We start from the raw sequence: 26,021 nt of genomic DNA, 5'->3' as shown, positions 1-26,021 counted from the left end.
CACCTACTCTTCAGTAATGGTTTCAATTACTTTATTTTCATTTTCAATAACTTGAATATCTTCAATATCTTGAATATCTTCAATATCTTCAATATCTTCCATGTTATATTGGGCTTGTGTTCTACTTTTTATGTCAATTTTCCAACCTGTTAATCTCGCTGCCAATCTAACATTTTGACCTTCTTTTCCAATAGCTAATGATAATTGATTATCTTCCACTATAACTTTTGCAGATTTAGAAACTTCTTCAACTACTACATTCAATACTTTTGCAGGGCTTAGCGCATTTGAAATGTACTCTTCAGATTTCTTACTCCATTTAATAATATCAATTTTTTCATTTCTTAATTCATTAACTATGTTTTGAACTCTGATACCTTTTGGCCCAACACAAGCTCCCATAGCATCAACATTCTCATCGTTTGAATATACCGCAATCTTAGTTCTTGATCCTGCTTCTCTTGAAATACTTTTTATTTCAACCACTCCACCAAAAACTTCTGGCACCTCTAATTCAAATAATCGTTTTACAAGACCTGGATGCGTTCTTGATACGCCTACTTGAGCACCTTTAGTAGTATTTTTAACTTCAACAATATATAGTTTCAACTTTTCATTAAAATTATATTCCTCGCCAGGCATTTGTTCATTAGCTCCAAGCACAGCTTCAATTTTACCTAAATCTATAAATACATTTCCTCTATCTTTTCTTATAACACTTCCTGTAATAATATCAAATTCTTTGGTTATAAATTCATTGTAAATTATATTTCTTTCAGCCTCTTTAATTCTTTGAATAACCACTTGTTTTGCAGCTTGTGCAGCTATTCTTCCAAATTTTCTTGGAGTAACTTCAATATCAACAGTATCATCAATTTGATATTTAGGGCTATATTCTTTAGCTCCTTCTAGTGATATTTCATTGGCATCCTCAAATACTTCTTCTACAACTGTTTTTTGACCATAAATATGTATTTCACCTGTTTCTCTATTCATTGACACTTTTACACTTTGGTTACTATTAGATAGAGTAGCAAAATTCTTCTTATATGCTGCAACTAATGCATCCTCAATAGTTTCAAAAAGTAAATCTTCACTGATTCCCTTTTGTTCTACAATTTCTCTCAATGCTTCAATAAATTCCTGATTCATTTTAACTTCCTCCTTACAGCACCGGTTTCAAACTCACAATGGAAATCTTTTCTTTCGGAATAGATATATTATTCCCATCATATTCAATTTCTATTTGCACATCCGAAAATCCTAATAAATTGCCTTCAATTTTTTTTGTTCCCTCATATAGACTATTTAAATTAATTAATACGTTTTGGCCTATATATTTTTTCAGATGATTGTCATCATATAAAATTCTCTCAATTCCTGGAGAGGAGACTTCTAAACAGTAACTATCAGTTATTAGATCTTCTACATCTAATATTTCACTTACAGCTCTACTTGTTTTTTCACAATCTTCTAATGATATCCCATTAGAACTATCTATATAAATCCTCAAGAAATTTTCTCCTGATTCTTTTACATACTCCAAATAATATAATTCGCAATTATTTTTTTCTGCTATTGGTTGAATTATTTTTCTAAGTTTTTGCAACAAGGCATTTTTCATTTTAACACCCTCCTTTTATAAAAATTTTCTACAATTATTACATAATTAATCGTAATATTATAATTAAAACGCAACCATGAGTTGCGTTTCAATAAATAGAGAGTAGGACGAGCCTACTCTCTTGAAATAAAATTACCAACGGTAACTAATATATATTATTCTATCATATAAAATTTGCTATTTCAAGGGTTAATTGCATTTAGCTAAAAAAACGACAACTGATTTGTATCAGGTAGTTCTTTTAAACACCCATGATTATCTAAGGACTCAATAACTGTTTTGGAAACCTTGCAGCGAATTCTCAAATCTTCTTTAGATATAAACTCCCCTTCAGGTCTTTCCAAAACTATGCTTTTAGCGGCATTTTCACCTACACCTTCAAGCCCGCTTAGTGGAGGCCTTATCGCGTCATCTTCAATTGTAAATTTAACTGCCTCAGACTTATAAAGATCTACATTTAATAATTTTATCCCTCTTTTATACATTTCAAAAGATAACTCCAGCGCTGTAAGAAGTCCTTTTTCTTTCATACCTATGTCCTTACCTAGAGCTGTTAGTTCATCCATTTTAGCACTTATAGCACTCTCACCTTTTACAATCAAATTAGCATCAAAGTCATCTGCTCTTATAGTAAAGAAAGTAGCATAGTATTCCTTTGGGTAATAAACCTTATAATATGCTATTCTTACCGCCATCATTACATATGCAACTGCATGTCCTTTAGGAAACATGTACTTTATCTTTTTACATGACCCTATATACCAATCTGGCACGTCATGCTCTCTCATTACTTTCTCATCGTCTTCCGTAAGCCCTTTACCTTTTCGTACCTTCTCCATGATAGTAAAAGCAGTCTTAGGTTCAAGATTTTTCTGCATTAGATAAACCATTATATCATCTCTTGTAGAAATACAATCTTTAAGTGTAGTAAATCCTTCTTTAATATAATATTGTGCATTATTAATCCATACGTCAGTACCATGAGAGAGTCCAGAAATTCTAACCAAGTCTGAAAAAGATTTAGGCTGTGTATCTAAAAGCATTTGTCTAACAAATTTCGTACCAAATTCTGGAACACCGTAACTTCCTACTTCACAGCCCAACTCTTTAATGGTGAGCCCCAGTGCCGCAGGAGATGTAAATAAACTTATTACACTCGGATCTGATAGTGGAATAGTTATAGGGTCGAGTCCAGTTAAATCCTGAAGCATTTTAAGCATTGTAGGATCATCATGTCCAAGAATATCCAGTTTTAATAGCCTTCCACTTATGGAATGATAATCAAAATGTGTTGTAATAATATCTGAATTCGGATCATCAGCAGGGTGTTGCACTGGGCAAAAATTATATATATCATTGTCACTTGGGACAACCATTATTCCACCTGGATGTTGCCCTGAGGTTCTCTTAACGCCAGTACACCCTAGCACAAGTCGTTCTATTTCAGCTTGGGGGACCATAACGTTTTTTTCACCTAAATATTTTTTCACATAACCATAAGCAGTTTTGTCAGCAATTGTTCCAATTGTTCCAGCCTTAAAGGTATGCCCCTTTCCAAACAACACCTCTGTATACCTATGTATATCTGCTTGATTTTCACCTGAGAAATTTAAATCTATATCTGGCTCTTTGTCTCCTTCAAACCCTAAAAAAGTTTCAAATGGAATATCATGACCATCTTTTTTATATAGTGCACCACAATTTGGGCACTCTTTATCAGGTAAATCAGCACCCGAACCAATAGATCCATCTAAAAAGAATTCGCTCTTTTTACAATCAGGACATACATAATGAGGCGGAAGCCCATTTACTTCTGTTATATTAGACATATTAGCTGCAAAAGAAGATCCAACTGAGCCTCTCGACCCTACTAAATAACCGTCAGCAAGTGATTTTGCTACTAATTTTTCAGCTATTAAGTAAAGTACAGCATATCCATTATTTATAATAGAGTTTAACTCCTTCTCCAATCTTTTTTCAACTACCTCTGGTAAGGAATCTCCATATATTGAATGAACTTTATCTGATGTCATCTTGCGGATGTCCTCTTCTGCACCTTCTATTTTAGGGGTATAAGTTCCATCTGGTATTGGTTTTATAACTTCTACCATTTCAGCAATTTTATTAGGATTACCAATTACAACTTCTCTGCATTTTTTTTCACCTAGATATGAAAATTCTTTTAACATTTCATTAGTAGTTTTAAAATATAGTGGCGGTTGATCATCTGCATCTGAAAAACCTTTGCCAGCCATTAAAATTTTTCTGAAAACTTCATCAGAAGCTTCTAAAAAATGTACATCACCTGTAGCAACTACAGGCAAATTATTTTTTTCTCCTATATCACATATTTTTCTATTAATATCCATTAATTCACTTTCATCTTTTACTGTTCCATTTTTAATCATGAATTTATTATTTAGAAGAGGTTGTATTTCTAAATAATCATAGAACTTCACAATCTTCCTAATATCTTCTTCCGATTTCCCATGTAGAACTTCCTTATACACTTGCCCGGCTTCGCAGGCTGATCCTACTATAAGACCATCTCTATACTTCTCAATTAAGGTTTTAGGAAGCCTAGGTCTTCTATGAAAATGTTCTAAATTGGAAGCTGAAATAAGCTTGTAAAGATTTTTAAGACCTACTTGATTTTTTGCCAAAATAATCACATGATAAGTATTTGCCTTTTTTATATTAAAGTCACCTAAAAACTCTTTGTTTAAAGTATCTAAGTCAAAAATGTTATTTTCTTTAAGTAAACCAAAACAATGTAATAATATTTGCGCTGTGGCTTTAGCATCATCTACAGCTCTATGATGGTTCTCCAGGGTGATGCCCAAATGCTTAGCTACTACATTCAGCTTAAATGTTTTAAGGTCTGGAAGTAAATATTTAGCTAAAGGAATTGTATCCATAATTGCATTTCCAAACTTCAAATTCAACCTCTCTGAATTTTTTTTGATAAAAGATGTATCGAAGTCAGCATTATGGGCTACCACTACGCTACCACGTGCAAACTGCAAAAAATTAGGAAGCACTTCTTCAATAGAAGCAGAGCCTGCAACCATATCATTTGTAATTCCAGTTAGTTCAGTAATTTTATAAGGTATGTCTATCCCCGGATTTACAAATTCATTAAATCTATCTACTATTTTCCCATTTTCAACTTTAACTGCACCAATTTCAGTAATTCTATCATTTTCACTAGAAAGCCCTGTTGTTTCTAAATCAAAAACTACAAAACAATCATCTATATTTTCATTTTTACTATTAATAACAATTGGTACTCCATCGTCTACTAAATAGCCCTCTACACCATATATAACCTTTATTTTATTCTTTTTAGCTGCATCCATAGCTTCTGGAAAAGCTTGTACCACGCCATGGTCAGTTATCGCTACTGCGCAGTGCCCCCATTTAGCCGCTCTTTCTACAAGTTTAGCCGCAGGGCTTATCCCATCCATTGCACTCATTTGTGTATGCAAATGAAGTTCAACTCTTTTCTCCTGCGCAGTATCCATTCTTTCTATTTTCTTAAGTTTAATTATATCCCTAGCCATTACAACAACTTCTTTTGCGTAGGTATCATAACTTGCTTCTCCTCGCACCTTACAGAAAAGTCCCACTTTAATTTCGTCCATTATCTTTTCTACATCTTTAGGCTTTGGAAAACATTTCACTGTAATTGAACTTGAATAATCTGTAATATAGAATGTAATGATTATTCTACCCGTTTTTGTTTCAATTATTTTAATTTTAAAGATATCTCCACAGACACAGACTATTCCTGAAGCTTCATCTATCTCTCCTATCGCTATGGTCTCACTTTTTATATTTCTTCCCATTATAGTGTTTGCATCCGCTGCTTCATCTTTTCTGTAGCCCGGTTTGCTAAATTTATTTGTTTTATCATTATTTTGATTATTACTTTGAGGTTTGTCCTTCTTTTCTATATTAATATTTTTAATAATTTCTTTTATAATAACTTCATTTTCTTTTTCCTTTTTACCAAAATAATCTTCTTTAGAAAGTTTACTGTTATGTTCCAATTTCACTAATGAACTAACTCCAAACATATCGTTTATAGTATCTTTTATAAGAATTTCTATGTTCTTATCTCTTAAAATTTTGCACATAAAATCATTTCCACACTGGATTTTTAGAGTGCCGTTTTCAATTATTCTAGAAGATTTAAGTAAACTATCCTTACTTGACGGCTGTGAGGTAGCTATTACATTTACAACATCTACCCAAAACTTATCTTTTATATCTTCTATAGTGGCATTTGACACATCTTTGTAGCAAATTAACTGTATATCCTCAAAACTACCTACTCGTTTTGAAATAATATTTTTGATTAGTAGCTTTTTATTATCATCTATATCCTCTAAAGATTTGATTAACACCCTTAATTTATTGCTTTTTTTAAGGTATTGAACTCTCAATACCTTAATATCAGCTGCTAATGTTTCTTCATTTAAGTTAAAATCATTTTTCAGCATTTCAGCTAAATTTACATTCATTAATATTCCTCCTGATAAGACATTTTAGGCACATGAAATCATCTCCTGGGTCGCTGCAACATCTTCGTAGAAGATGCATTAACGACTTCACAAGGAAATTTATACTCCAACTTAAGTTTTCTATTTGTTAGGGTAAGTAACTCCTACTTATAGAAGTAGGAGACTTTCCTTCTGAAATGTCGTTAAAATAACTTTGAATGTGCCTATAATTTATCTATCTCGCGAATAAGTTCTTCCACTAAATCTTCTTCTTTAACGGTTTTAATTATTTCACCTTTTTTAAATATGAGACCAACTCCGTTACCTCCGGCTATGCCAATATCAGCTTCTCTTGCTTCACCGGGGCCATTAACGATACATCCCATTATTGCAATCTTTATGTTCTTATTGCAACATTCTAATCTTTTTTCTACTTCATTTGCAATTTTAATAAGATTAATTTGAGTTCTACCACATGTTGGGCATGATACAAATTTAATTCCATCATCTATATACCCTAAGGATTTCAGGATTTCTATGCCGACTTTAACCTCGTCTACTACATCCCCCGTTAGTGACACCCTTATAGCATCTCCAATCCCCTCAGCTAAAAGCGCCCCAATACCTATACTTGATTTTATTGTCCCTCTCCATGTAGTTCCAGCCTCAGTAACACCGAGGTGTAGCGGATAATCTACTTTACCTGATAATAATTTGTAACTTTCAATCATCATGACCACATCTGACGATTTTATAGAAATAACTATGTCATAAAAATTAAAACTTTCAAGTATTTTAACATGTCTTAACGCACTTTCAACTAGTGCCTGCGCGCATACATGACCATACTTTTCAAGAATATCTTTTTCTAGTGATCCTGAATTCACACCAATTCTAATGGGAATGCCATTCTCTTTAGCTGCTTCTGCGACTAATTTTATTTTATCGCGGCTTCCAATATTACCTGGATTAATTCTTAATTTGGATATCCCGTTCTCAATAGATTTTAAAGCTAGCCTATAGTCAAAATGAATATCTGCCACAAGTGGTATGTGAATTCTTTTCACTATGTTCTTAACAGCCTCAGCCGCTTGCATATCTGGGACCGCGCATCTTACAATGTCACACCCTACCTTTTCTAGCTGAAGAATTTGATTTACTGTAGCTTCTACATCCCTTGTGTCTGTATTGGTCATCGACTGTACTGCTATCTTTGAATCTCCACCTATATACACATTTCCAACTCTAATCTTCTTCGTTTTGCGCTCCCTCATAGTCTTCATCTCCTAGAATTTTAGCGGACTAACTATATCCTTAATAACTACTAACACCATAAATGCCATTAAAAACATAAATCCAATGTAATTTATAGTTGCAACTTTATTATCATCTAATTTTTTACCTGATATTATTTCAAATAACAACATAAAAATCCATCCTCCATCTAGTGCTGGGAAAGGTATTATATTGAATATTCCTAATTGCACACTCATTAATGCAGTAAAATACATTAAGGTTGTAATTCCAGCTTGTGCCGCTTTTCCAGAAAATCTTATTATGCTTATTGGTCCTCCGACATCATTTGCTGAAACCTTCCCGTGGAATACGTTACCGAAAAATTCAAAAATTTGTTTTACAGTATTACCAATTTGATCAAATCCATAAATCACAGCTTTGCCAGGGTTCATTTTTTTCTCAACCATAGAAGGAGAGACTCCTACAAAAAATAATTTTTCTTTCACGTTCTTAATGGGTTTAAGGGTGATTTTTTCTACTTTTGAATTTCTTACTATTTCAATATCCATACTTTCACCTTTAGAAACAAAAATCTCATTTTGAACTTGATCCCATCTATCTATTTTAGTCTTATTAATCTTAGTAATTTCATCTCCAACTTGTATCCCAGCTTTCATGGCTGGACTATTAGGTACCAACTCCCCAATTATTGGTAATATGTATCCTTTAGACGCACCTACCATAGCAAATAAAACTACTGCCAATATTAAATTCATAATTGCTCCAGCAGAAACTATGCTTAGTTTTTGACCCGGGGTTTTATTTGTGAAAGATCTCGGATCATTACTTTCTCCATCTTCCCCTTCCATTTTAACATATCCTCCAATAGGAAATGCCTTAATCAAATACTCCGTTTCTTTTCCTTTAATTCCAAAGATTTTAGGTCCCATCCCTAAAGAAAATTCACTTACTTTTACTCCATTTAGCTTACATAGAATAAAATGACCTAATTCATGTATTATAATCAGAAGACTAAATGCTAACATAGCCATAATAAAGTATGGTATGTTTGCTATAATATTACTCATAATAATTTTCCTCCCTACTCTTTATCATAATTATTTCTTACATATTCTCTTACCTTTAAGTCAATTTCTAAAATTTCTTCTAAATCTGGATTAATATTATGCTCAAATTTATTCATGCATTTTTCTATAATATCTTCTATTATAAGATACTTAATTTTATAATCCAAAAATAATTCAACAGCTACTTCATTAGCAGCATTCATAATAGCAGGCATATTTCCGCCCATTTTACCTGCTTTATAGGCTAATTTAAGACATTTGAACGTATCCATATCCGGTTTTTCAAAAGTTAAATTACCCATATTATAAAAGTCCAATTTATCGATAACAGCATTATTTCTTTCAGGATAGTTTATAGCATATTGAATAGGAAGTCTCATGTCAGCAGAACTCATTTGTGCTATTACACTTGCATCCATGTATTCTACCATAGAATGTATTATACTTTGAGGATGAACTACCACTTGTATATTTTCGTAATCTACCCCAAATAACCAGTGTGCCTCTATAACCTCTAGGCCTTTATTCATAAGTGTTGAGGAGTCAATAGATATTTTTCTACCCATTTCCCATTTAGGATGTTTAAGCGCCTCTTCCGGTTTTATTTCTATTAATTGTTGCTTATTTTTGCCTCTAAACGGACCACCTGATGCGGTTATTATTATTTTGTTAACAGATTCCGACTTATTACCCTGTAGACATTGAAAAATAGCACCATGTTCTGAATCAACCGGTAAAATATTTACATGATTTTTTTTAGCAGCATCCATTACTAGTCCACCTGCTGCAACTAGTGTCTCTTTATTAGCTAAAGCAATATCCTTACCAGCATTAATTGCTTTCATAGTGGGAACTAAGCCTATCATACCCACAACTGCGGTTACTACAATATTAACTTCAGGTAGTGTACTTATATAATTTAGTCCCTCCAGTCCCTGCAATATTTTTGTTGAATATTTTTTTAGCATGCAATGTTTTTTAAGTTTTAATGAAGCCGCCTCGTCCATCATGGTAACATATTTAGGCTTAAATTCTTCTATGATGGGTATAATCTTCTCATAGTTGGTGTTAGCAGAAATTCCCATAATAGTGAAATTTTCAATATCATTTCGAATAACATCTAAAGTTTGAGTTCCTATCGACCCAGTAACTCCTAAAATAGTAATCTTCTTCATGTACTCTCTCCATTCACGTAATTCTGTTATTTATACTTCAAAATCTTGTTTTTTCCTTTAATTTCACACTTATAAATTTACCTGTTTTTTTTAGTAAGCAATTCTTCTACAGCATATAATATAACATATTTATGTTCTAAAATAAAGTAACTAGTAATATTTACAAATATATGGGTAATTATTTCACATATATTATATAGTGCTCCTTTTGATTATATTCATTAATCAACGCAGATATTAATATAAAATATAACCCAATTATTATTTTAAAATTTTACGTAATAATAAAATCATATATTGCCAGTAATGCTAATTTACAACTAATTGTTTATCTGCATTCTGTTCAATATATGATTTTATTAATCACTAAAGTATATTAGATCATCTCCTGCGGAGGTGCACTATTAATTTCTTGTACCTTTAGTATATATGAATTTAAATTACTAATATAAATGTAATATAATAAAATGCTACCACAGACACAAATAGAATACTATCAAACCGATCTAAAACTCCACCATGTCCTGGAATAAGGCTACTGTAATCTTTGGCTCCTACAAATCTTTTTATAGATGACGCAATTAAATCTCCAAGTTGTCCGAAACTGCCACAAAGAACGCCAATTATAGCGTAATGATATAATTGAATAGGTACACCATATTTTGAAATAACATAGCCATAAATTGTACACCCTATAGTGCTGCCTAAAAGGCCTCCTATTGAGCCCTCAATTGTTTTATTAGGGCTAACTTTAGGGCAGAGCTTATGTTTGCCACCTTTACCTAAAAATCTTCCACAATAATAGGCTGACGTATCACAGACCCACGAGCAAATAAATATAATCCAAACTAAATATTGACCGTAGGTTCTATTGTTTATAAACACTATAAAACTAAAAAATACTGCCACATATAAAAATCCGAATATAGTGAGGGCCACATCAACAAAATTATATTTTGTATAAATGACCGGAATACATAATAGTAAAAGAATTGTTACTATTAAAATGTATACATTAAAACTTGCTGAAAAATCCTTGCTCATATTCAAGTAATATACTATACATAAAATATATCCTATAATTCCAATTGGCTTATAGTGTTTTTTTCTAGAAACTTTATAGAACTCATACATTCCAAAAAGCGAAAGTACCATTACACTATATTTTAAGTACTCTCCACCTAAAATTAAAAATATTATTAACGGAGCTAACATCAGTGCTCCTATATATCTATTATTCATAATTTTCTCCTCTATTTAACCTTTCCAAATCTTCTGTCTCTTTTTTGATAATTCAATATTGCACATTTCAATTGCTTCTCATGAAAATCCGGCCAATTAATATCTGAAAACCAAAGTTCTGAGTATGCACTCTGCCATAGTAAAAAATTACTTAATCTTAACTCCCCACTAGGTCTTATTATAAGGTCTGGGTCGGGCATTTCTTTTGTATACAAATACTTTGAAAATAAACCCTCAGTTATTTCATCTTCATATATTTTTTTATTCTTCAAATCTAAACAAATTTCTTTTACAGCATCTACTATTTCGTTTCTTCCTCCATAATTTAAAGCTAGATTTAAAATTAACCCCTTATTATTCTTTGTCCTTTCATAAGCAGAGTTTAATTCCGTTATGCAAATCTGTGGTAATTTTGATATGTTACCAATAGAATTGATAACAACATCATTGGCGTTCAATTCCTCGAACTCATTTTTTAAATATTCTACTAATAATTTCATTAGAGCGTCTACTTCTTGTAAAGGTCTATTCCAATTTTCAGTTGAAAATGCGTATAATGTTAAATATTTAACCCCTAATTTGTTGCACTCTTTTACAATTCTTCTTATTGCTTCTACTCCAGCCTTATGTCCAAGTGCTCTCGGCAAATTACGCTCCTTAGCCCATCTACCATTCCCATCCATTATAATTGCAATATGTTCAGGTATTCTCGACATATCTAACTCAATATTATTACTTGTATTTTTATTTTTTTTAAAAAAAGCGAATAATGTTTTCAATAAAATTCCCTCCTTTTTATTAGTTATATTATAATCTTAAATAGAACCTGCATAACTGCAGGTTCTATTTAAAATTATATATTAAACGGCCATTACTTCTTTTTCTTTAACCTCTATTAATGTATCTATTTCTTTAATAAATTTATCTGTTTCTTTTTGGATGATATCTTCTGATTTTTTAGCTTCATCCTCAGTAATTTCGGTGTTTTTTTTCAAAGCCTTAATTTTATCATTAGCATCTCGCCTAATAGATCTTATAGCTACTTTAGCATCTTCTCCTGTTTTCTTTACAGTTTTAATTAAAACTTTTCTTGTTTCTTCTGTAAGTTCAGGAATAATTAATCTAATTGCTGATCCATCACTTGATGGGTTTAATCCTAAATCGGATTTCAATATAGCTCTTTCTATATCTTTCATAGAAGATTTATCCCATGGCTGGATAAGTAATACTCTAGGTTCCGGTGCTGAAATGTTTGCTATTTGATTTAATGGCATAAGACTTCCATAACATTCAACATGAACCCTATCTAGCATTGTAGCATTTGCTCTCCCTGCTTTCATACCTGAAATCTCATGTTTAAAAACAGCAATAGTTTTATTCATTTTTTCATCAGCAATACTAATAATTTGTTTAATCATAGAATTCCCTCCATTTTATATTGATTCTTTAGTACAATCTGATACTAAAGTACCAATTTCTTCTCCTAAAATTGCTCTTTTTATATTTTCAGGATTATCTAGTCCAAAAACTAATATAGGTATATTATTGTCCATACATAATGATGTAGCCGTAGAATCCATAACTTGTAGACCTCTTTCAAGAACATTAAGATATGTAAGATTATCAAACTTCTTCGCATCATTATATTTATGAGGATCCTTATCGTAAACTCCATCTACTTTTTTAGCAAGCAAAATTACTTCAGCTTCTATTTCTGCCGCCCTAAGTGCCGCTGTTGTATCTGTTGAAAAATATGGATTGCCTGTACCAGCTGCGAATATAACAACCCTACCTTTTTCTAAATGCCTCATAGCTCTTCTTCTTATAAATGGTTCTGCTACCGCCTTCATTTCAATGGCAGTTTGTACTCTAGTATTTACGCCTATATTCTCCAAAGAGTCTTGAAGCGCTAATGCATTAATGCAAGTTGCCATCATTCCCATATAATCCGCAGTAGTCCTGTCCATGCCTTCACCACTTCTACCACGCCATATGTTTCCGCCTCCAACAACTATGCCTATCTCAACACCTAACTCAACCAATTCTTTTATTTGAAGTGCTATCTCATTTGTAATTTCAAAGTCTATTCCAAATCCTTTTTCACCAGCTAAAGCTTCTCCTGAAATCTTTAACATAACTCTTTTATATTTAGCAACCTCCATAAACATTATACCTCCAATTTATAGTATTACTTATTTTAAAAAAGAGAACACGTAGTGTTCTCTTTAATTGTTATTTACCCTGTACTTGTCTTTGAACTTCTTCAGCAAAGTTTTCTTCCTTCTTTTCTATGCCTTCTCCTCTTTCAAATCTCACATATCTTGTTATAGTTATGTCAGCACCAAGTTTTTTAGATTCTTCTTGAAGATATTTTTTAATAGTATAGTCAGCATTTTTAACCCAAACTTGTTCAAGCAAGCAAACTTCTTTATAATACTTATTTACTCTACCCATAACCATTTTTTCAATGATTTTTTCTGGTTTTCCTTCGTTTATTGCTTGTACTCTGTATATTTCTTTTTCTTTTTCTAAAGTTTCACTATCAACACAAGTGTTATCTAAGAATAAAGGACTAGTAGCTGCAATTTGCATTGCAACATCTTTAGCAATCGTAATTAATACATCATCTTGTTTTGCGCAAGCGAGTTCTACTAAAACACCTATTCTGCCGCCACCGTGAATATAGCTTTGAACTATACCATTTTCAATAGAAAACTTTTGAAATCTTCTTACAGACATGTTCTCGCCCAATTTTGCTATTAAAGCTGTTACGGCATCCGTAACAGTAATTGCTTCATCAGCTATGTATTTTTCAGAAACTAATTCATCAATAGTAGTTGAAGTAGTTTGTACTGCTTGCATTGTTATGTTTTTCGCTAAAGTAACAAAATCTTCATTATCAGCTACAAAATCCGTTTCGCAATTAACCTCTACAACAGATCCAACTTTCATGTCATCTGAAATATATGAGTTTACTAATCCTTCTGCAGCTATTCTTCCAGATTTTTTTGCAGCTGCTGCTAAACCTTTTTCTCTTAAAAGTTCAACCGCTTTTTCTATGTCACCCTCTGTTTCACTTAGAGCCCTTTTACAATCCATCATACCGGCTCCAGTTTTTTCTCTTAACTCTTTAACCATACTTGCACTAATCATTATTATTTCCTCCTATTCCTATCTAATTTAAAAGGTAAATGAAAGAATTAACTTTCACCTACCCCCCAACTGTTATATCAATAATTATATTATTAGATAAATATAGTTACTATTATTCAGCTAATTGTTCACCTTGTCTGCCTTCTATAATAGCATCAGCTAATCTTTCAGTTATTAATTTAACTGCTCTTATAGCATCATCATTACCTGGAATTACATAATCAACTTCATCTGGATCACAGTTTGTGTCAACTATTGCAACTACAGGAATTCCAAGAATTTTAGCTTCAGAAATCGCATTCTTTTCTTTTCTTGGATCTACAACAAATAGAGCTCCAATTTTATTTGCATCCATGCTTCTTATTCCGCCTAAATTCTTTTCTAGTTTTTCTCTTTCATTTAGAAGGTGACTAACTTCTTTTTTTGGAAGAACTTCAAATATTCCGTCTTCTTCCATTTTAAATAACTCTTCTAATCTTTGTATTCTTGTTTTAATTGTTTTAAAGTTTGTTAACATTCCACCTAACCATCTATTGTTTACAAAATGCATTCCTGCTCTTACTGATTCAAATTTAATAGCTTCTTGAGCTTGTTTTTTTGTTCCTACAAATAGAACATCCTTACCTTCTTCAGATACAGATTTTATGAAATCATATGCCTCATCTATTTTTCTAACTGTTTTTTGTAAATCGATAATGTATATACCATTTCTTTCTGTAAATATGTATGGTGCCATTTTAGGATTCCATCTTCTAGTTTGATGTCCGAAGTGAACACCTGCCTCTAATAATTGTTTCATTGAAATAACTGCCATTAATAATAACCTCCTTGGTTTTTACCTCCATCACCATCATCTTATTGAAGTCCAAATATCGGAACCCTTCCATAATCAAGCAATGTGTGTATTTTCTTACCTACATAGTATATCACAATGTGATAATGTATTCAATATTTTTTTTAATAAAATTGAAATACTTGTTTCATCTATATTTATATTTTAATAATTAAAAACAATTTAAGGCAGAACAAAATTGCTCTGCCTCAAATTATTTTATTTTTTTAAGCTCGTCAATTAGCTTCTCATTTAATATTTTGATATGAGTACCCTTCATTCCAAGTGATCTTGATTCTATTACTCCTGCACTTTCAAATTTTCTAAGTGCATTAACAATAACAGATCTAGTTATTCCAACTTTGTCTGCTATTCTAGATGCTACTAACAAGCCTTCAATTCCGTCTAATTCATTGAAAATATGTTGTACAGCTTCTAGTTCAGAATAAGATAGTGTTCCAATAGCAAGTTGCACTACTGCTTTTTTCCTTTCTTCTTCTTCTATCAAATCATTTTTAGCTCTCAAAATCTCAAGTCCAACTATAGTAGCACTATATTCAACTAAGACTAAATCATCATCTGTAAACTCTTTATCAAATCTAGCAAGTAAAAGAGTACCTAATCTCTCTCTGTTACCATTTATCGGTACTATGGTGGATAATTTATTTTCTATTGAACATTCCCTATCATCTTGGAATACACAAATATTTTTATTCGTAAGATTAGCCCTTGTTTCGTTGACATTAAGCAAACTATTATTGTAATTTTCCGGAAATCTCATATTTTTTATAATTTCATCCTTTACGATTTCACATTCAAATCCGCTTGATAAATTATAACCCAATATTTTTCCTTTTCTGCTAATAATATATACATTACATTGCAATACATCGCTTAGCAAATTACAAATATCATCAAAAACTACTGGCTCCGTTCCTGATTTTTGCAATATTTTATTTAGCATTCTTGTTTTAGCTAATAGTGACACAATATTCCTCCTCATTTATGTTATAAAACACAATCTATATTATTTAATCCAATTCATAAATCTATCTTGCTTTAGCATAAGCAAAATTCAAAATATTTCAAATTTTTAGAATCGTTCCTTGTCCACTTAATACTATCACAACATTCATGCTATATCAACAGTGTTTTTTAAATTTCGACATTATATTTATTAAATTCTAGTAAATTTTTGACTTATTGTATAAATTTTACTTTTCCTCACTACTCTCTTCCCTATTTTCTTCGACTTTGTATTCCTTATGTTTACATTCTTTATTAGAACATTCCATATAATCGCCTTTAGTTTTACTATATCTTTTTAACATATATGTACCACACTCAGAACATTTTATTTCGGTAGGCTCAAACCAGCTTACAAAATCACATTCTGGATAATTACTGCATCCAAAAAATCTAGTTCCTTTCTTACTTCTTCTTTCTAAAATTTTCCCGCCACATTTAGGGCATGGAAGTTCTAGTTCTTTAGTAATTGCTTTTGTATTTTTGCATTCTGGGTAACCAGGGCATGCCATGAAATCACCAAATCTTCCATGTTTTATTACCATTAACTTGCCACATTTATCACATTCTACGTCTGTAACTTCATCTTCTATTGTGATTTTAGCTATCTCTTTTTCAGCAATTTCAATATCTTCTTTTAATGGTGTAAAAAATTCACTAACTATATTTTGCCACTTTTCCTGTCCTTGTTCTATATAATCTAAATTATTCTCCATTTGTGCTGTAAATTCAATATCCACTATCTGTTTAAAGTATTCACTTAAAATGTCATTCACAATATTTCCTATTTCTGTAACTTCTAAAATCTTTTGGTCTTTTTCTACATACTTTCTATTTAGAAGAGTTGTAATAATAGGTGCATAAGTACTAGGTCTTCCTATGCCATTTTCTTCTAATGTTTTTACAAGAGATGCCTCAGAAAATTTAGCAGGTGGCTGAGTAAAATGCTGCTTTCCTTCGGTTTTTTCACATTGCAGAATGTCTCCTTCATTCAATTCTGGAATTTTCAAAGTATTTTCTTCTTCATCTGGCTCTTCATCATAAATTTTTCTGAATCCATCGAAGGATACTTTAGACCCCGATGCCTTAAACACATAGTCTCCATTTACTATATCAATAGATATGGTATTTAGTAAACATGATTCCATTTGACTTGCTACATATCTATTCCAAATTAATTTATATAGTTTGTATTGTGGAGCTTTAAGAGTTTTTTTTGCTATCTCTGGCGTTATTTCAACATAAGAAGGTCTAACAGCTTCATGAGCATCTTGTATGTTTTTTTTACTTTTGTATATTCTAGGGGTACTCGGATAGTACTTCTCCCCATATTTACTCTCAATAAATTCTTTCGCATTTATTTGAGCTTCTTCAGCTATTCTAGTAGAATCAGTTCTCATATATGTAATTAATCCCACTGTTCCATGTCCTTCTATCTCCATACCTTCATATAATTGTTGCGCAATAGACATAGTTCTTTTAGTTGCAAAATTAAGTTTTCTATATGCATCTTGCTGCAATGTACTTGTTATGAATGGTGGTAATGGTTTTCTAGTCTTCGATGATTTCTTTATTTTGCTTATAATGAATTCTTTTTCCTTAAGTTCATTAATGACATTATCACTTTCTTCTTTAGAATTCATTTCAACTTTTTCTTTACCCTTAGAAGCTAATTTAACATTTAATTTCTGAGAATCTCCTTCTTTGTACAACTCGCATTCTATAGTCCAATACTCTTTGCTTATAAATTTTTCTATTTCCTTTTGTCTGTCACAGATTATTTTAAGTGTAACTGATTGAACTCGACCTGCACTAAGTCCCCATTTAACTTTTCTCCAAAGTATAGGACTAATTTCATATCCAACCAATCTATCAAGTATACGCCTTGCTTGTTGGGCATCCACAAGCGTCGCATTTATTACCCTTGGCGACTTTATAGCGTTTTTAACCGCTGTTTTGGTTATCTCATTGAATTCTATCCGACACTTATCTTTTTCATCTATTTTTAAGGCTTTTGCTAAATGCCAAGCTATAGCTTCACCCTCCCTATCAGGATCTGTTGCCAAATAAATCTTGTCGCTTTTTTTTGCTTCTTTTCTTAGTTTCGAAAGAAGTTCTCCCTTACCACGGATAGTTATATATTTAGGTTCATAATTATTTTCTATGTCAACCCCCAATTGGCTTTTTGGCAAATCTCTAACATGCCCCATGGACGCCTCAACTACATAACTACTTCCTAAATATTTTTTTATAGTTTTAGCTTTAGCCGGCGACTCAACTATAACAAGTTTTTGTCCCATCTTATCCCCTCCATCAATGTATTCTAATATAGTTAATATATATTTACTTATATTTTGTCATTTACTTTTACATAATAGTTTCCTGATAGACATAATATTTCATTTTTAATCTGCATTTCAAATAATACCTCATATAATTGTTTTATGTCAATGTTAGTTATTCTAATAATATCGTTTATATGTAGTGGACTATCATTTATAATGCTATATATCTTTTTGTTAATTTGACTATTAAAAGACCGCACAGTGGTTTTTTTTTGATTCTTCATCTCTATCCCCATTAAATTAAATATATCATCAGAACAAGTCATAGGGTATGCTCCATCCTTAATTAATTTATTGGTTCCTTTGCTTTCATATGAAAATATAGAGCCTGGCACAGCCATAACATCTTTGCCTTGTTCGAGTGCTAAATTTGCAGTAATTAAAGATCCACTTTTTTCACCAGCCTCTATTACAATAATAATATCACCGAGAGCGCTTATTATTCTATTCCTTTGGGGAAAGTTGTAAGCATGTGGTGGTGTTCCTGGTAAAAACTCTGAAATAACAGCACCTTTTTCAATTATCTCATTGAAAATTTTAAGATTTTCTTTTGGGTATACTATATCTAACCCTGAACCTAAAACTGCACAAGTATAGCCTTCGCCTTCTAAACAACTTTCATGGGCAAAAGTGTCAATGCCCTTAGCCATTCCGCTAATAATGTTAATATTATTAGCACATAAATCCGAGCATATAATTTTAGTAACATCCTTACCATAATTTGAATACTTCCTCGAACCAACTATAGAAATATTGAATCCATCCTCTAATGGCAATATGTTTCCTTTATAAAATAACGCAAATGGTGCATCATCATAATTTTTTAATTTTTTAGGATATTCCTCTTCTAAATAAGTAACTGATTTTATTTCATTAACCTCTAATTTTTTTTTTACCTTATCAATTTCACCCTCATTCCAAGCATCTGTAAGTACGTCAATTAAATTATTTTTAAAATATTCTGTTTTTTTATTATGTACACCATAATACCATATTTTTTCTGTATTATGAAAATCATTTATTAATTTCAGTTTATTTTTAGGGGATAATTTAATTAAAGAAAACCATATATCATAGTCATTCATTTTTTTCACTCTACCTCCACTAACTTAAATTTATTTTTTTATATTACCAATTAAATCATCTCCTGCGGAGCTGAAACATCTTCACAGAAGATGCATTGACGACTTCAGAAGGAGATTTACACTCCCACTGAAGTTTTCTCTTTGTTATAGTATGGAACTCCCACTTATAGAAGTGGGAGACTTCCCTTCTGAAATGTCGTTAAACTATCTTTTCATCTATAAATTTTCTATATTGCATAGCTTCAATTATATGTTTATCTAAGATATTCTCACTTTCATCTAAATCTGCAATAGTCCTTGCTACCTTAAGAATTCTAGAATAAGCTCTTGTGCTTAGAGTAAATTTATTATACATTAATTCCATGATTTTACTAGCTTTATTATCTAAATGGCAGTACCTTTTAATTAGCTTTTGGCTCATCTCTGCATTACAGTGAATTTCTTCCGTTCTAAATCTTTTTTCTTGAATATCTCTTGCTACCTCTACTCTTTTTTTAATAACATTAGATTTTTCACTACTTTTCCCACTAGCTATTTTATTATAAGGCAGAGCATTTACTGCTGTAAATATATCAATGCGGTCTAGAAGTGGGCCTGATAGTTTACTCAAATACCTTCTTCTTTCATAATCACTACAACTACATCGCTTCTCATAAGATCCGTAATATCCACAAGGACATGGATTTAAGGCACTTACAAACATAAAGTTTGATGGATATTCTACAGTTCCATTTATTCTTGAAATATTAATTTTTCTATCCTCTAAAGGTTGCCTTAGTATTTCTATTACATTTTTTTTAAATTCTAATATTTCATCTAAAAACAATACTCCTTTATGCGCTAAAGAGATTTCTCCAGGTATTAACTTATTTCCACCACCAACCAAAGCAATTCGTGATATAGTATGATGCGGACTCCTAAAAGGTCTTTGCAGAATAATCCCTCCATTATCACCAAGATTTCCAGAAACACTATAAATTTTAGTAACCTCAAGTGATTCCTCTTGACTTAAAGATGGTAGTATAGTAGGAATTCTCTTAGCCATCATGGATTTACCTGAACCAGGTGGACCATACATAAGTAAATTATGATTTCCTGCAGCGGCTACTTCAATAGCACGTTTTGAGCTTTCTTGTCCCATAACGTCTTCATAATCTAACTCTTCATTTATTAATATTTCTAAATCATTGCACTGCTTATAAGGCAACAAGTCCTTATAAGTTAAAAAACTCACTACTTGATTTAAATTATCTAAAGGAAATATCTTTGCAGATTTAACAAGACTACATTCTTTTGCGTTGTTACTAGGAACAATAAATTTTTCAATTCCGTTTTCTACTCCTTCCATAACCACAGGTAATGAGCCTCTTACTTTTCTTAACTTTCCAGACAAAGATAATTCTCCTATAAAAAGATAATCGTTAATATCGTTAACGATAATTTGTTTAGTTGCCAGAAGTATCCCTATAGCTATAGGCAAATCAAATAGAGACCCTTCTTTTTTTAAATCTGCAGGTGCTAAATTTATAGTTATTCTATTTACTGGAAAATCAAACCCTGAGTTTAGTATTGCAGAACGTACTCGCTCTTTTGATTCTTTAACTGCAATATCTGCAAGTCCAACAATGTTTAAAGCAGGCAACCCTCGAGTGATATCAATTTCAACAGTAACTATAACCCCTTTAATTCCTGTAAAAGCAGCAGACATAATTTGTATTGCCATATTATCACCTTAACCTTTATTATTCCTTCTATTTCATAATTATTGACAAAATAATTTTCTGTAGACTCATTATTCATATAATTTAGTTCATTAAAGCTTTTTATTTTAAACAAAAAACAAAAAACACAGGCATAATAACTTTACCTGTGCTATAAGTTGGGTTAAATCTGACCTAATACAATGCATCCAAACTTAGATACCATGCTACTTATTCCGTTAATTTTTACATAACCCTCATTTTTTATTTAAGAGTAATACTGATTTTACAGCTTCTCTAATCTCTTCATATGATGTGCATCTGCAAATATTGGATTGAAGCCATTCCTCAATAGTTTCGTCATCTGCATCCGGGTGAATGGTTATAAGTCCATAACAGTTCATTATGAAACCTGGAGTACAATATCCACATTGAAAACTCCATTTATCTATAAAAGCTTTTTGAATTGGCTCTTCTTTTAAGCCCTCAATAGTGGTCACTTTATGTCCAATAGCTTCAACAGCTAGCATAATACATGATTTAACAGGCAATCCATCTAAGAGTACAGTACATGTACCACAATCTCCATTTTCGCACCCAGCCTTTGCTCCAGTTAGTCCCAATTGTTCTCTAAGCACCCTAAGTAGGGTATCCGCAGGCCTAATAACTAACTTTCTCTTTTCGCCATTAATATTGAGTTCTATTTTTGATGTCTCAATATATGATATCATTTCCCTCCACCATCCAGTATTTCCAAAGTATAATCTAGCAAATTTCTTAATACGAACTTCTTATATCCAGAGGAACCTTGCATATTGCCCAATATAGGAGCAGGCAAATGACTTATCGCCTGTTCTATCCTTTTCTCCTTTGAAACATTTTTGTTATTTATATACCCTTCCATTTCTATAGACCTAAATGGAAAAGCACAGACCCCGCTAAATGCCATTTGAATATTATTGTGTTTCCTAAGTGCAGCCATACTAATTAAAGGGTACCCTATCTTTTCTTGTTTGGTCTTCTTTATACATATATTAGGCAAATCGGAATAACTCACATCTGTTGTCAATTGAAAAAGCAATTCTCCTTTTTCCAGTTGAAGACTTTGATTAAAAGCACGATTTATTGGAACTATCCTTTTACCTTTTTCTCCATATATAACTGCATTGCTATCTGCAATTAAATAGCCTAAAATCGCTTCCTTATATATGATTTTACCACAAATATTCCCTCCTACAGTTATCAAATTACGCGATGTATGATCTGCCGGAAAGTTTGCTGTCTTACTCAAGAATGGGATTAATTTATTCTCGGCAATGCGAGCAAGCGTAACTGCAGCTCCTATTACTAGCTGGTCGCCTCTTTTTTCAAATACATTGCACTCAGAAATTCCTTTAGTGTCTATTACTGCCTTTGTAGATATATCATTTCTCCTTGCCCTAGTGATTATTTCTGTACCACCCGAATAATATAAAGGCTCCTTACCGCTCTGGCGAAGATTGTGATACAGTTCTACTGCCTCATCTAATGAATCAGGTTTATAATACTCAAAATCCAATGCAATCATTATTGTCCTCCCTCTTTTGCTTTCCATATGAACTCAGGAGTTAACGGCAATTGGTTAAGGGGGACATTTGCCGCATAAGATAAGCCGTTTGCAAGCGCTGCTGGCATTCCAATTACACCATGTTCTCCAATTCCTCTTGCACCATATGGGGCGTCTATTTGTGGAGTTTCTATAAAGTCTACAAGATACTCTGGAGTTTCTCCAAATCTCGTAATTTCATATGTTCTTAGCTGCTTATTCTGAATAATGCCTTTATCCGTAAACAAAAATGCTTCTCTACTAGCAAAACTCAATCCCTGGTTCATACCACCAGAAATTTGACCTTTTGCAATCGCTGGATTAATAACCTTCCCTGCATCTATAACACAAGCTGCCTTTGTAATTTTGTAGGTATATTCCTTTTTATCAAATTCTACTTCTACAGCTGTTGCACCAACAGTCCACTCTGGACCTGGATTACCTTTGCCAGTTTCAGGATCTAATCCTGTTAGATGTTTTAAAACAAAACTTCCTCTTCCAATAACCTGTCCTCCAACTGAATTTCCATTGGGATAGGTATAGCCAAATGCTATTTTACTTATTTTTATTCCTATTTGGGGATTGTCTTTTAAAAATACTCTTCCCCAACCAACTTCCAGTTCATCGGTGGAACACCTTAAAGGAATAGCTGCTGTTATACATAGTTGATCAATGGCATCCTCAGCTGCTCTAAGTATTGCTCTACCAATCAGCAAAATAGTCCTGCTTGCAGCTGTTTTCCAGTGATCTGGAGATATCTGAGTATTAACATCCATCACTACATGGATTTGATCTACATCCATTTTCATTTTTTCTGCTAATATCTGTGCCAAAGCTGTTTTAGTTCCCTGCCCCATTTCAACTGCACCACAAATAAGATTAATGCTTCCATCCGGATTAAAGGTAAGAATTGCTCCTCCTCCTGCATTTAAAGCTGTATTTGAATTCTTCCAGAAGAAGCTTATACCTTTAGCCTTCACTTTACCATCCTCGGTTTCAGCTATTCTTCCCTCTTCCCAATGTATTAGTTCAGATAACCTTCCAATACACTTCGGTAAATTTCCCAAATTACTTCTAGTGAGTAAAGTTTGAGTAGGGCTAGTATCCCCTGGTAATATTGCATTTCTTAATCTTAATTCTAAAGGATCCATCCCAATCTTATCCGCTAGTATATCGATTATTCTCTCTATTGGGAATGTAAGCTCCGCATGACCGAAGCCTCTGAAAGCTGCAGCATAAGGATGATTTGTATACATACACAATGAATCACACCATACATTTTCAATATTGTATGGCCCTGTACAGTCTATAGCAGCTGCCCTGCTTATAATTACCGCTCTATCTGAGTATGCACCTCCATCAAATAAATATGTTATCTTTACAGCAGTTAGCCTCCCATATTTTGTGCATCCTAGCTTAACTTTTGCATCAAGACCTATATGAACTGGAGATGTAATCATATCTTCTTCTCTTGTATTTGTAAGTTTAACTTGTCTTCCTCCAACCGCCTTTGAACACAAATAAGCAATGAATTCTAGCTGTACAGCTGTTTTACCTCCATAAGCCCCACCTACTAAAGGTACATTAACAATAACCTTACCAGGGTCAATTTTAAAGAAATCACTTATAAGCTTTTTTATTACAAAGGGTGCCTGAGAAGCAGAGTATATAATAACCCTACCATCCGGTAATATTTCTGCCCGTACACACCTGGTTTCCATAGCAGCATGATCTGAGGGTGGAAAAGAAAAGCTAGCTTCGACAGTTACCTCACTTTTATCCAAAGCCTTTCTAATATCACCTTTTCTTATTTTAGTTCTGTTAGCAATATTTGTATTAGCTTCTGGCAGCGTATCATCTATAATTGTATATTGACCAAGATTTTCATGAACCAATGGGGCATCTTTTTTAAGAGCCTCGCCAGGAGAATTCACAACTTGCAAAGGTTTATACTGTATTTTTATAAGCAAAGCCGCTTTTTCAGCCTCGATTTCGCTATCAGCCACCACCACCGCCACGGGTTCACCATTGTATCTTACTTTATCTATTGCAATAGGAGGTCTATCAATAATAGTTGATCCTATAAGCTGCGGAAAGTACTTGCCTGTTATTACCGCCCTAACTCCTGGAGATTTTAATGAATCTGCATATTCAATAGATTTTATTTTTGCATGAGCATGAGGACTTGTTATCATTCTTGCATATAAAAGTCCTGGAATTTGATAATCATTGGTATATTTAGCCATACCTGTCACTTTATCTAAAGACTCTTTTCTAGGCACACTTTTACCTATATTATTTATTTTATGCATAGACTCTCCTTTAAATAATATTCATATACTTTTATAATGTATTTATTATTGTTAATCATTATGAATTTATTTCAGGCTGAGGTGCTCAAATGAATTATCAAAGAAATAGTAGCATATGATCCTGATATCTTATGGATACAGTGTAATTGACTAAAGCAAATTGACATTCAGTTAAGTTTTAATTATTTATATGCTGATATCTCTAAAAGCTTATCTACAGTAACGAAGCTGTATCCCATTTCTTTAAGCTTTGAAATAATTTGTGGCAGTGCCTCGGTAGTGACTTTTTTATCTTCATTACAATGCATTAAGATTATTTCTCCAGGACGTACGTTTTCAACTGAATTTTTAACAATATTATCAACTTCGCGTTGCTCCCAATCTAAGGTATCGGTGGACCAAATTATGTTTTTGTAATTTAATGTTGTTAAAGAATTCTGAACAGCATCATTTGTATCACCATAGGGTACTCTTATTAATGCAGGCGTTTTTCCTATTACCTTATTGATTTCATTTTCAGTTAAAGTTACTTCATTCCTAATTTCAGATGCATTAATAGTGGCGAAGTCTTTATGAGCCCAACTATGATTTGATATTACATTTCCATCTTCATAGGCCTCTTTAATTATGGATTTGCATGCTTCGATTTGTTTACCAATACAGAAAAAAGTGCCTTGAATATTATTCTCGCGTAATACTTTAATAATTTTAGGAGTATTTATGGGGTCTGGACCATCATCAAATGTAAGTGCTACTACCTTGTTTACATTTTGGCCATTAATATATAAGTCAGAAGGATATTTTTTAGCTAAGTTCACTACATTTTTTCTCCATTTTGTCATTGCTGCATCGGGATAGATTGTAGGTCTACTACTTGTACCTAAAATATCATAAATGACTTGAGCTTTTTTCGTAGCTGTGTCCGAGGAAGTTTGAGGTAGCGTGAGTTCACTGGCAGTAGGTTGAATTATGTTTTCTTTATCTGTAGTCTTATCTACAGAAGATTGCGTCTCTGTTATTTTAATCGGAGCATGTATTTTATAAGTAATAAATACTGAACCTATAAGTAATACTAAGAGGCCAAATACGTTAAATAATTTTTTCATAAAATAA

At 32.4% G+C, this 26,021-nt stretch carries 20 protein-coding genes; all 20 read right to left on the bottom strand.

Translation table 11 applies throughout. From position 1 onward, the window contains the following. Positions 1–3: 3 nt before the first annotated feature. The 20 genes from nusA to ACWJJ2_RS02070 all read right to left on the bottom strand — a co-directional run bounded on the left by nusA (position 4) and on the right by ACWJJ2_RS02070 (position 26,014). Positions 4–1,152: a transcription termination factor NusA gene (gene nusA, locus ACWJJ2_RS02165; protein WP_462953757.1), complete on the bottom strand. Its 1,149-nt coding sequence runs from the start codon at positions 1,150–1,152 to the stop codon at positions 4–6. 13 nt (positions 1,153–1,165) lie between these two features. Then, a complete protein-coding gene (gene rimP / locus ACWJJ2_RS02160) occupies positions 1,166–1,624 on the bottom strand; it encodes a ribosome maturation factor RimP (protein ID WP_216303085.1) in 459 nt (152 codons plus the stop codon). 203 nt (positions 1,625–1,827) lie between these two features. Continuing rightward, a complete protein-coding gene (locus ACWJJ2_RS02155) occupies positions 1,828–6,150 on the bottom strand; it encodes a PolC-type DNA polymerase III (protein WP_462953756.1) in 4,323 nt (1,440 codons plus the stop codon). 203 nt (positions 6,151–6,353) lie between these two features. Further along, positions 6,354–7,403: a flavodoxin-dependent (E)-4-hydroxy-3-methylbut-2-enyl-diphosphate synthase gene (ispG, locus tag ACWJJ2_RS02150; protein WP_462953755.1), complete on the bottom strand. Its 1,050-nt coding sequence runs from the start codon at positions 7,401–7,403 to the stop codon at positions 6,354–6,356. Positions 7,404–7,415: 12 nt separating this feature from the next. Continuing rightward, the gene (gene rseP / locus ACWJJ2_RS02145; protein WP_216303088.1) at positions 7,416–8,453 is read right to left on the bottom strand and encodes an RIP metalloprotease RseP; all 1,038 of its coding nucleotides are present in this window, start codon (positions 8,451–8,453) and stop codon (positions 7,416–7,418) included. 14 nt (positions 8,454–8,467) lie between these two features. Further along, the gene (gene dxr / locus ACWJJ2_RS02140) at positions 8,468–9,628 is read right to left on the bottom strand and encodes a 1-deoxy-D-xylulose-5-phosphate reductoisomerase (protein ID WP_462953754.1); all 1,161 of its coding nucleotides are present in this window, start codon (positions 9,626–9,628) and stop codon (positions 8,468–8,470) included. Positions 9,629–10,063: 435 nt separating this feature from the next. Continuing rightward, the gene (locus tag ACWJJ2_RS02135) at positions 10,064–10,870 is read right to left on the bottom strand and encodes a phosphatidate cytidylyltransferase (protein WP_462952917.1); all 807 of its coding nucleotides are present in this window, start codon (positions 10,868–10,870) and stop codon (positions 10,064–10,066) included. Positions 10,871–10,881: 11 nt separating this feature from the next. Beyond that, the gene (locus ACWJJ2_RS02130) at positions 10,882–11,586 is read right to left on the bottom strand and encodes an isoprenyl transferase (protein ID WP_253198183.1); all 705 of its coding nucleotides are present in this window, start codon (positions 11,584–11,586) and stop codon (positions 10,882–10,884) included. Between the two features lie 144 nt (positions 11,587–11,730). Then, positions 11,731–12,288, bottom strand: coding sequence for a ribosome recycling factor (gene frr, locus ACWJJ2_RS02125; RefSeq protein ID WP_216303094.1), 558 nt, complete (start codon positions 12,286–12,288; stop codon positions 11,731–11,733). Between the two features lie 15 nt (positions 12,289–12,303). After that, positions 12,304–13,032 carry a UMP kinase gene (gene pyrH, locus ACWJJ2_RS02120; protein ID WP_216303097.1) on the bottom strand — a complete coding sequence of 243 codons (729 nt, stop codon included), beginning with the start codon at positions 13,030–13,032 and terminating at the stop codon, positions 12,304–12,306. Positions 13,033–13,102: 70 nt separating this feature from the next. Further along, on the bottom strand, positions 13,103–14,023 hold the full coding sequence (tsf, locus tag ACWJJ2_RS02115) for a translation elongation factor Ts (RefSeq protein WP_220285896.1): 921 nt from the start codon (positions 14,021–14,023) through the stop codon (positions 13,103–13,105). A gap of 112 nt (positions 14,024–14,135) precedes the next feature. After that, a complete protein-coding gene (gene rpsB / locus ACWJJ2_RS02110; RefSeq protein ID WP_165412164.1) occupies positions 14,136–14,837 on the bottom strand; it encodes a 30S ribosomal protein S2 in 702 nt (233 codons plus the stop codon). A gap of 232 nt (positions 14,838–15,069) precedes the next feature. After that, positions 15,070–15,846 carry a GTP-sensing pleiotropic transcriptional regulator CodY gene (gene codY / locus ACWJJ2_RS02105; RefSeq protein ID WP_165414693.1) on the bottom strand — a complete coding sequence of 259 codons (777 nt, stop codon included), beginning with the start codon at positions 15,844–15,846 and terminating at the stop codon, positions 15,070–15,072. Between the two features lie 223 nt (positions 15,847–16,069). After that, the gene (gene topA / locus ACWJJ2_RS02100; protein ID WP_216303099.1) at positions 16,070–18,181 is read right to left on the bottom strand and encodes a type I DNA topoisomerase; all 2,112 of its coding nucleotides are present in this window, start codon (positions 18,179–18,181) and stop codon (positions 16,070–16,072) included. 47 nt (positions 18,182–18,228) lie between these two features. Next, complete coding sequence (gene dprA, locus ACWJJ2_RS02095; RefSeq protein WP_216303115.1) at positions 18,229–19,311, bottom strand: DNA-processing protein DprA; 1,083 nt, start codon at positions 19,309–19,311, stop codon at positions 18,229–18,231. 199 nt (positions 19,312–19,510) lie between these two features. Further along, positions 19,511–21,034 carry a YifB family Mg chelatase-like AAA ATPase gene (locus tag ACWJJ2_RS02090; protein WP_462952916.1) on the bottom strand — a complete coding sequence of 508 codons (1,524 nt, stop codon included), beginning with the start codon at positions 21,032–21,034 and terminating at the stop codon, positions 19,511–19,513. A 234-nt stretch (positions 21,035–21,268) separates the two neighbouring features. Continuing rightward, positions 21,269–21,742, bottom strand: a complete 474-nt coding sequence (locus ACWJJ2_RS02085; protein WP_220285898.1) for a (2Fe-2S)-binding protein — start codon at positions 21,740–21,742, stop codon at positions 21,269–21,271. Then, positions 21,739–22,578 (bottom strand): FAD binding domain-containing protein, encoded by an 840-nt coding sequence (locus tag ACWJJ2_RS02080; protein ID WP_462953753.1) that lies wholly within the window; start codon positions 22,576–22,578, stop codon positions 21,739–21,741. Before ACWJJ2_RS02080 ends, ACWJJ2_RS02085 begins: the two co-directional genes overlap by 4 nt. After that, on the bottom strand, positions 22,578–24,908 hold the full coding sequence (locus ACWJJ2_RS02075) for a xanthine dehydrogenase family protein molybdopterin-binding subunit (RefSeq protein WP_462953752.1): 2,331 nt from the start codon (positions 24,906–24,908) through the stop codon (positions 22,578–22,580). The genes ACWJJ2_RS02080 and ACWJJ2_RS02075 overlap by 1 nt, the downstream gene beginning before the upstream one ends. Positions 24,909–25,090: 182 nt before the next feature. Then, positions 25,091–26,014 carry a polysaccharide deacetylase family protein gene (locus tag ACWJJ2_RS02070; protein ID WP_216303106.1) on the bottom strand — a complete coding sequence of 308 codons (924 nt, stop codon included), beginning with the start codon at positions 26,012–26,014 and terminating at the stop codon, positions 25,091–25,093. Between the last annotated feature and the right edge of the window lie 7 nt (positions 26,015–26,021).

This window comes from Clostridium sp. CM039 (genome assembly GCF_055081075.1).
This window is presented reverse-complemented; position numbering and strand designations above follow the sequence as displayed.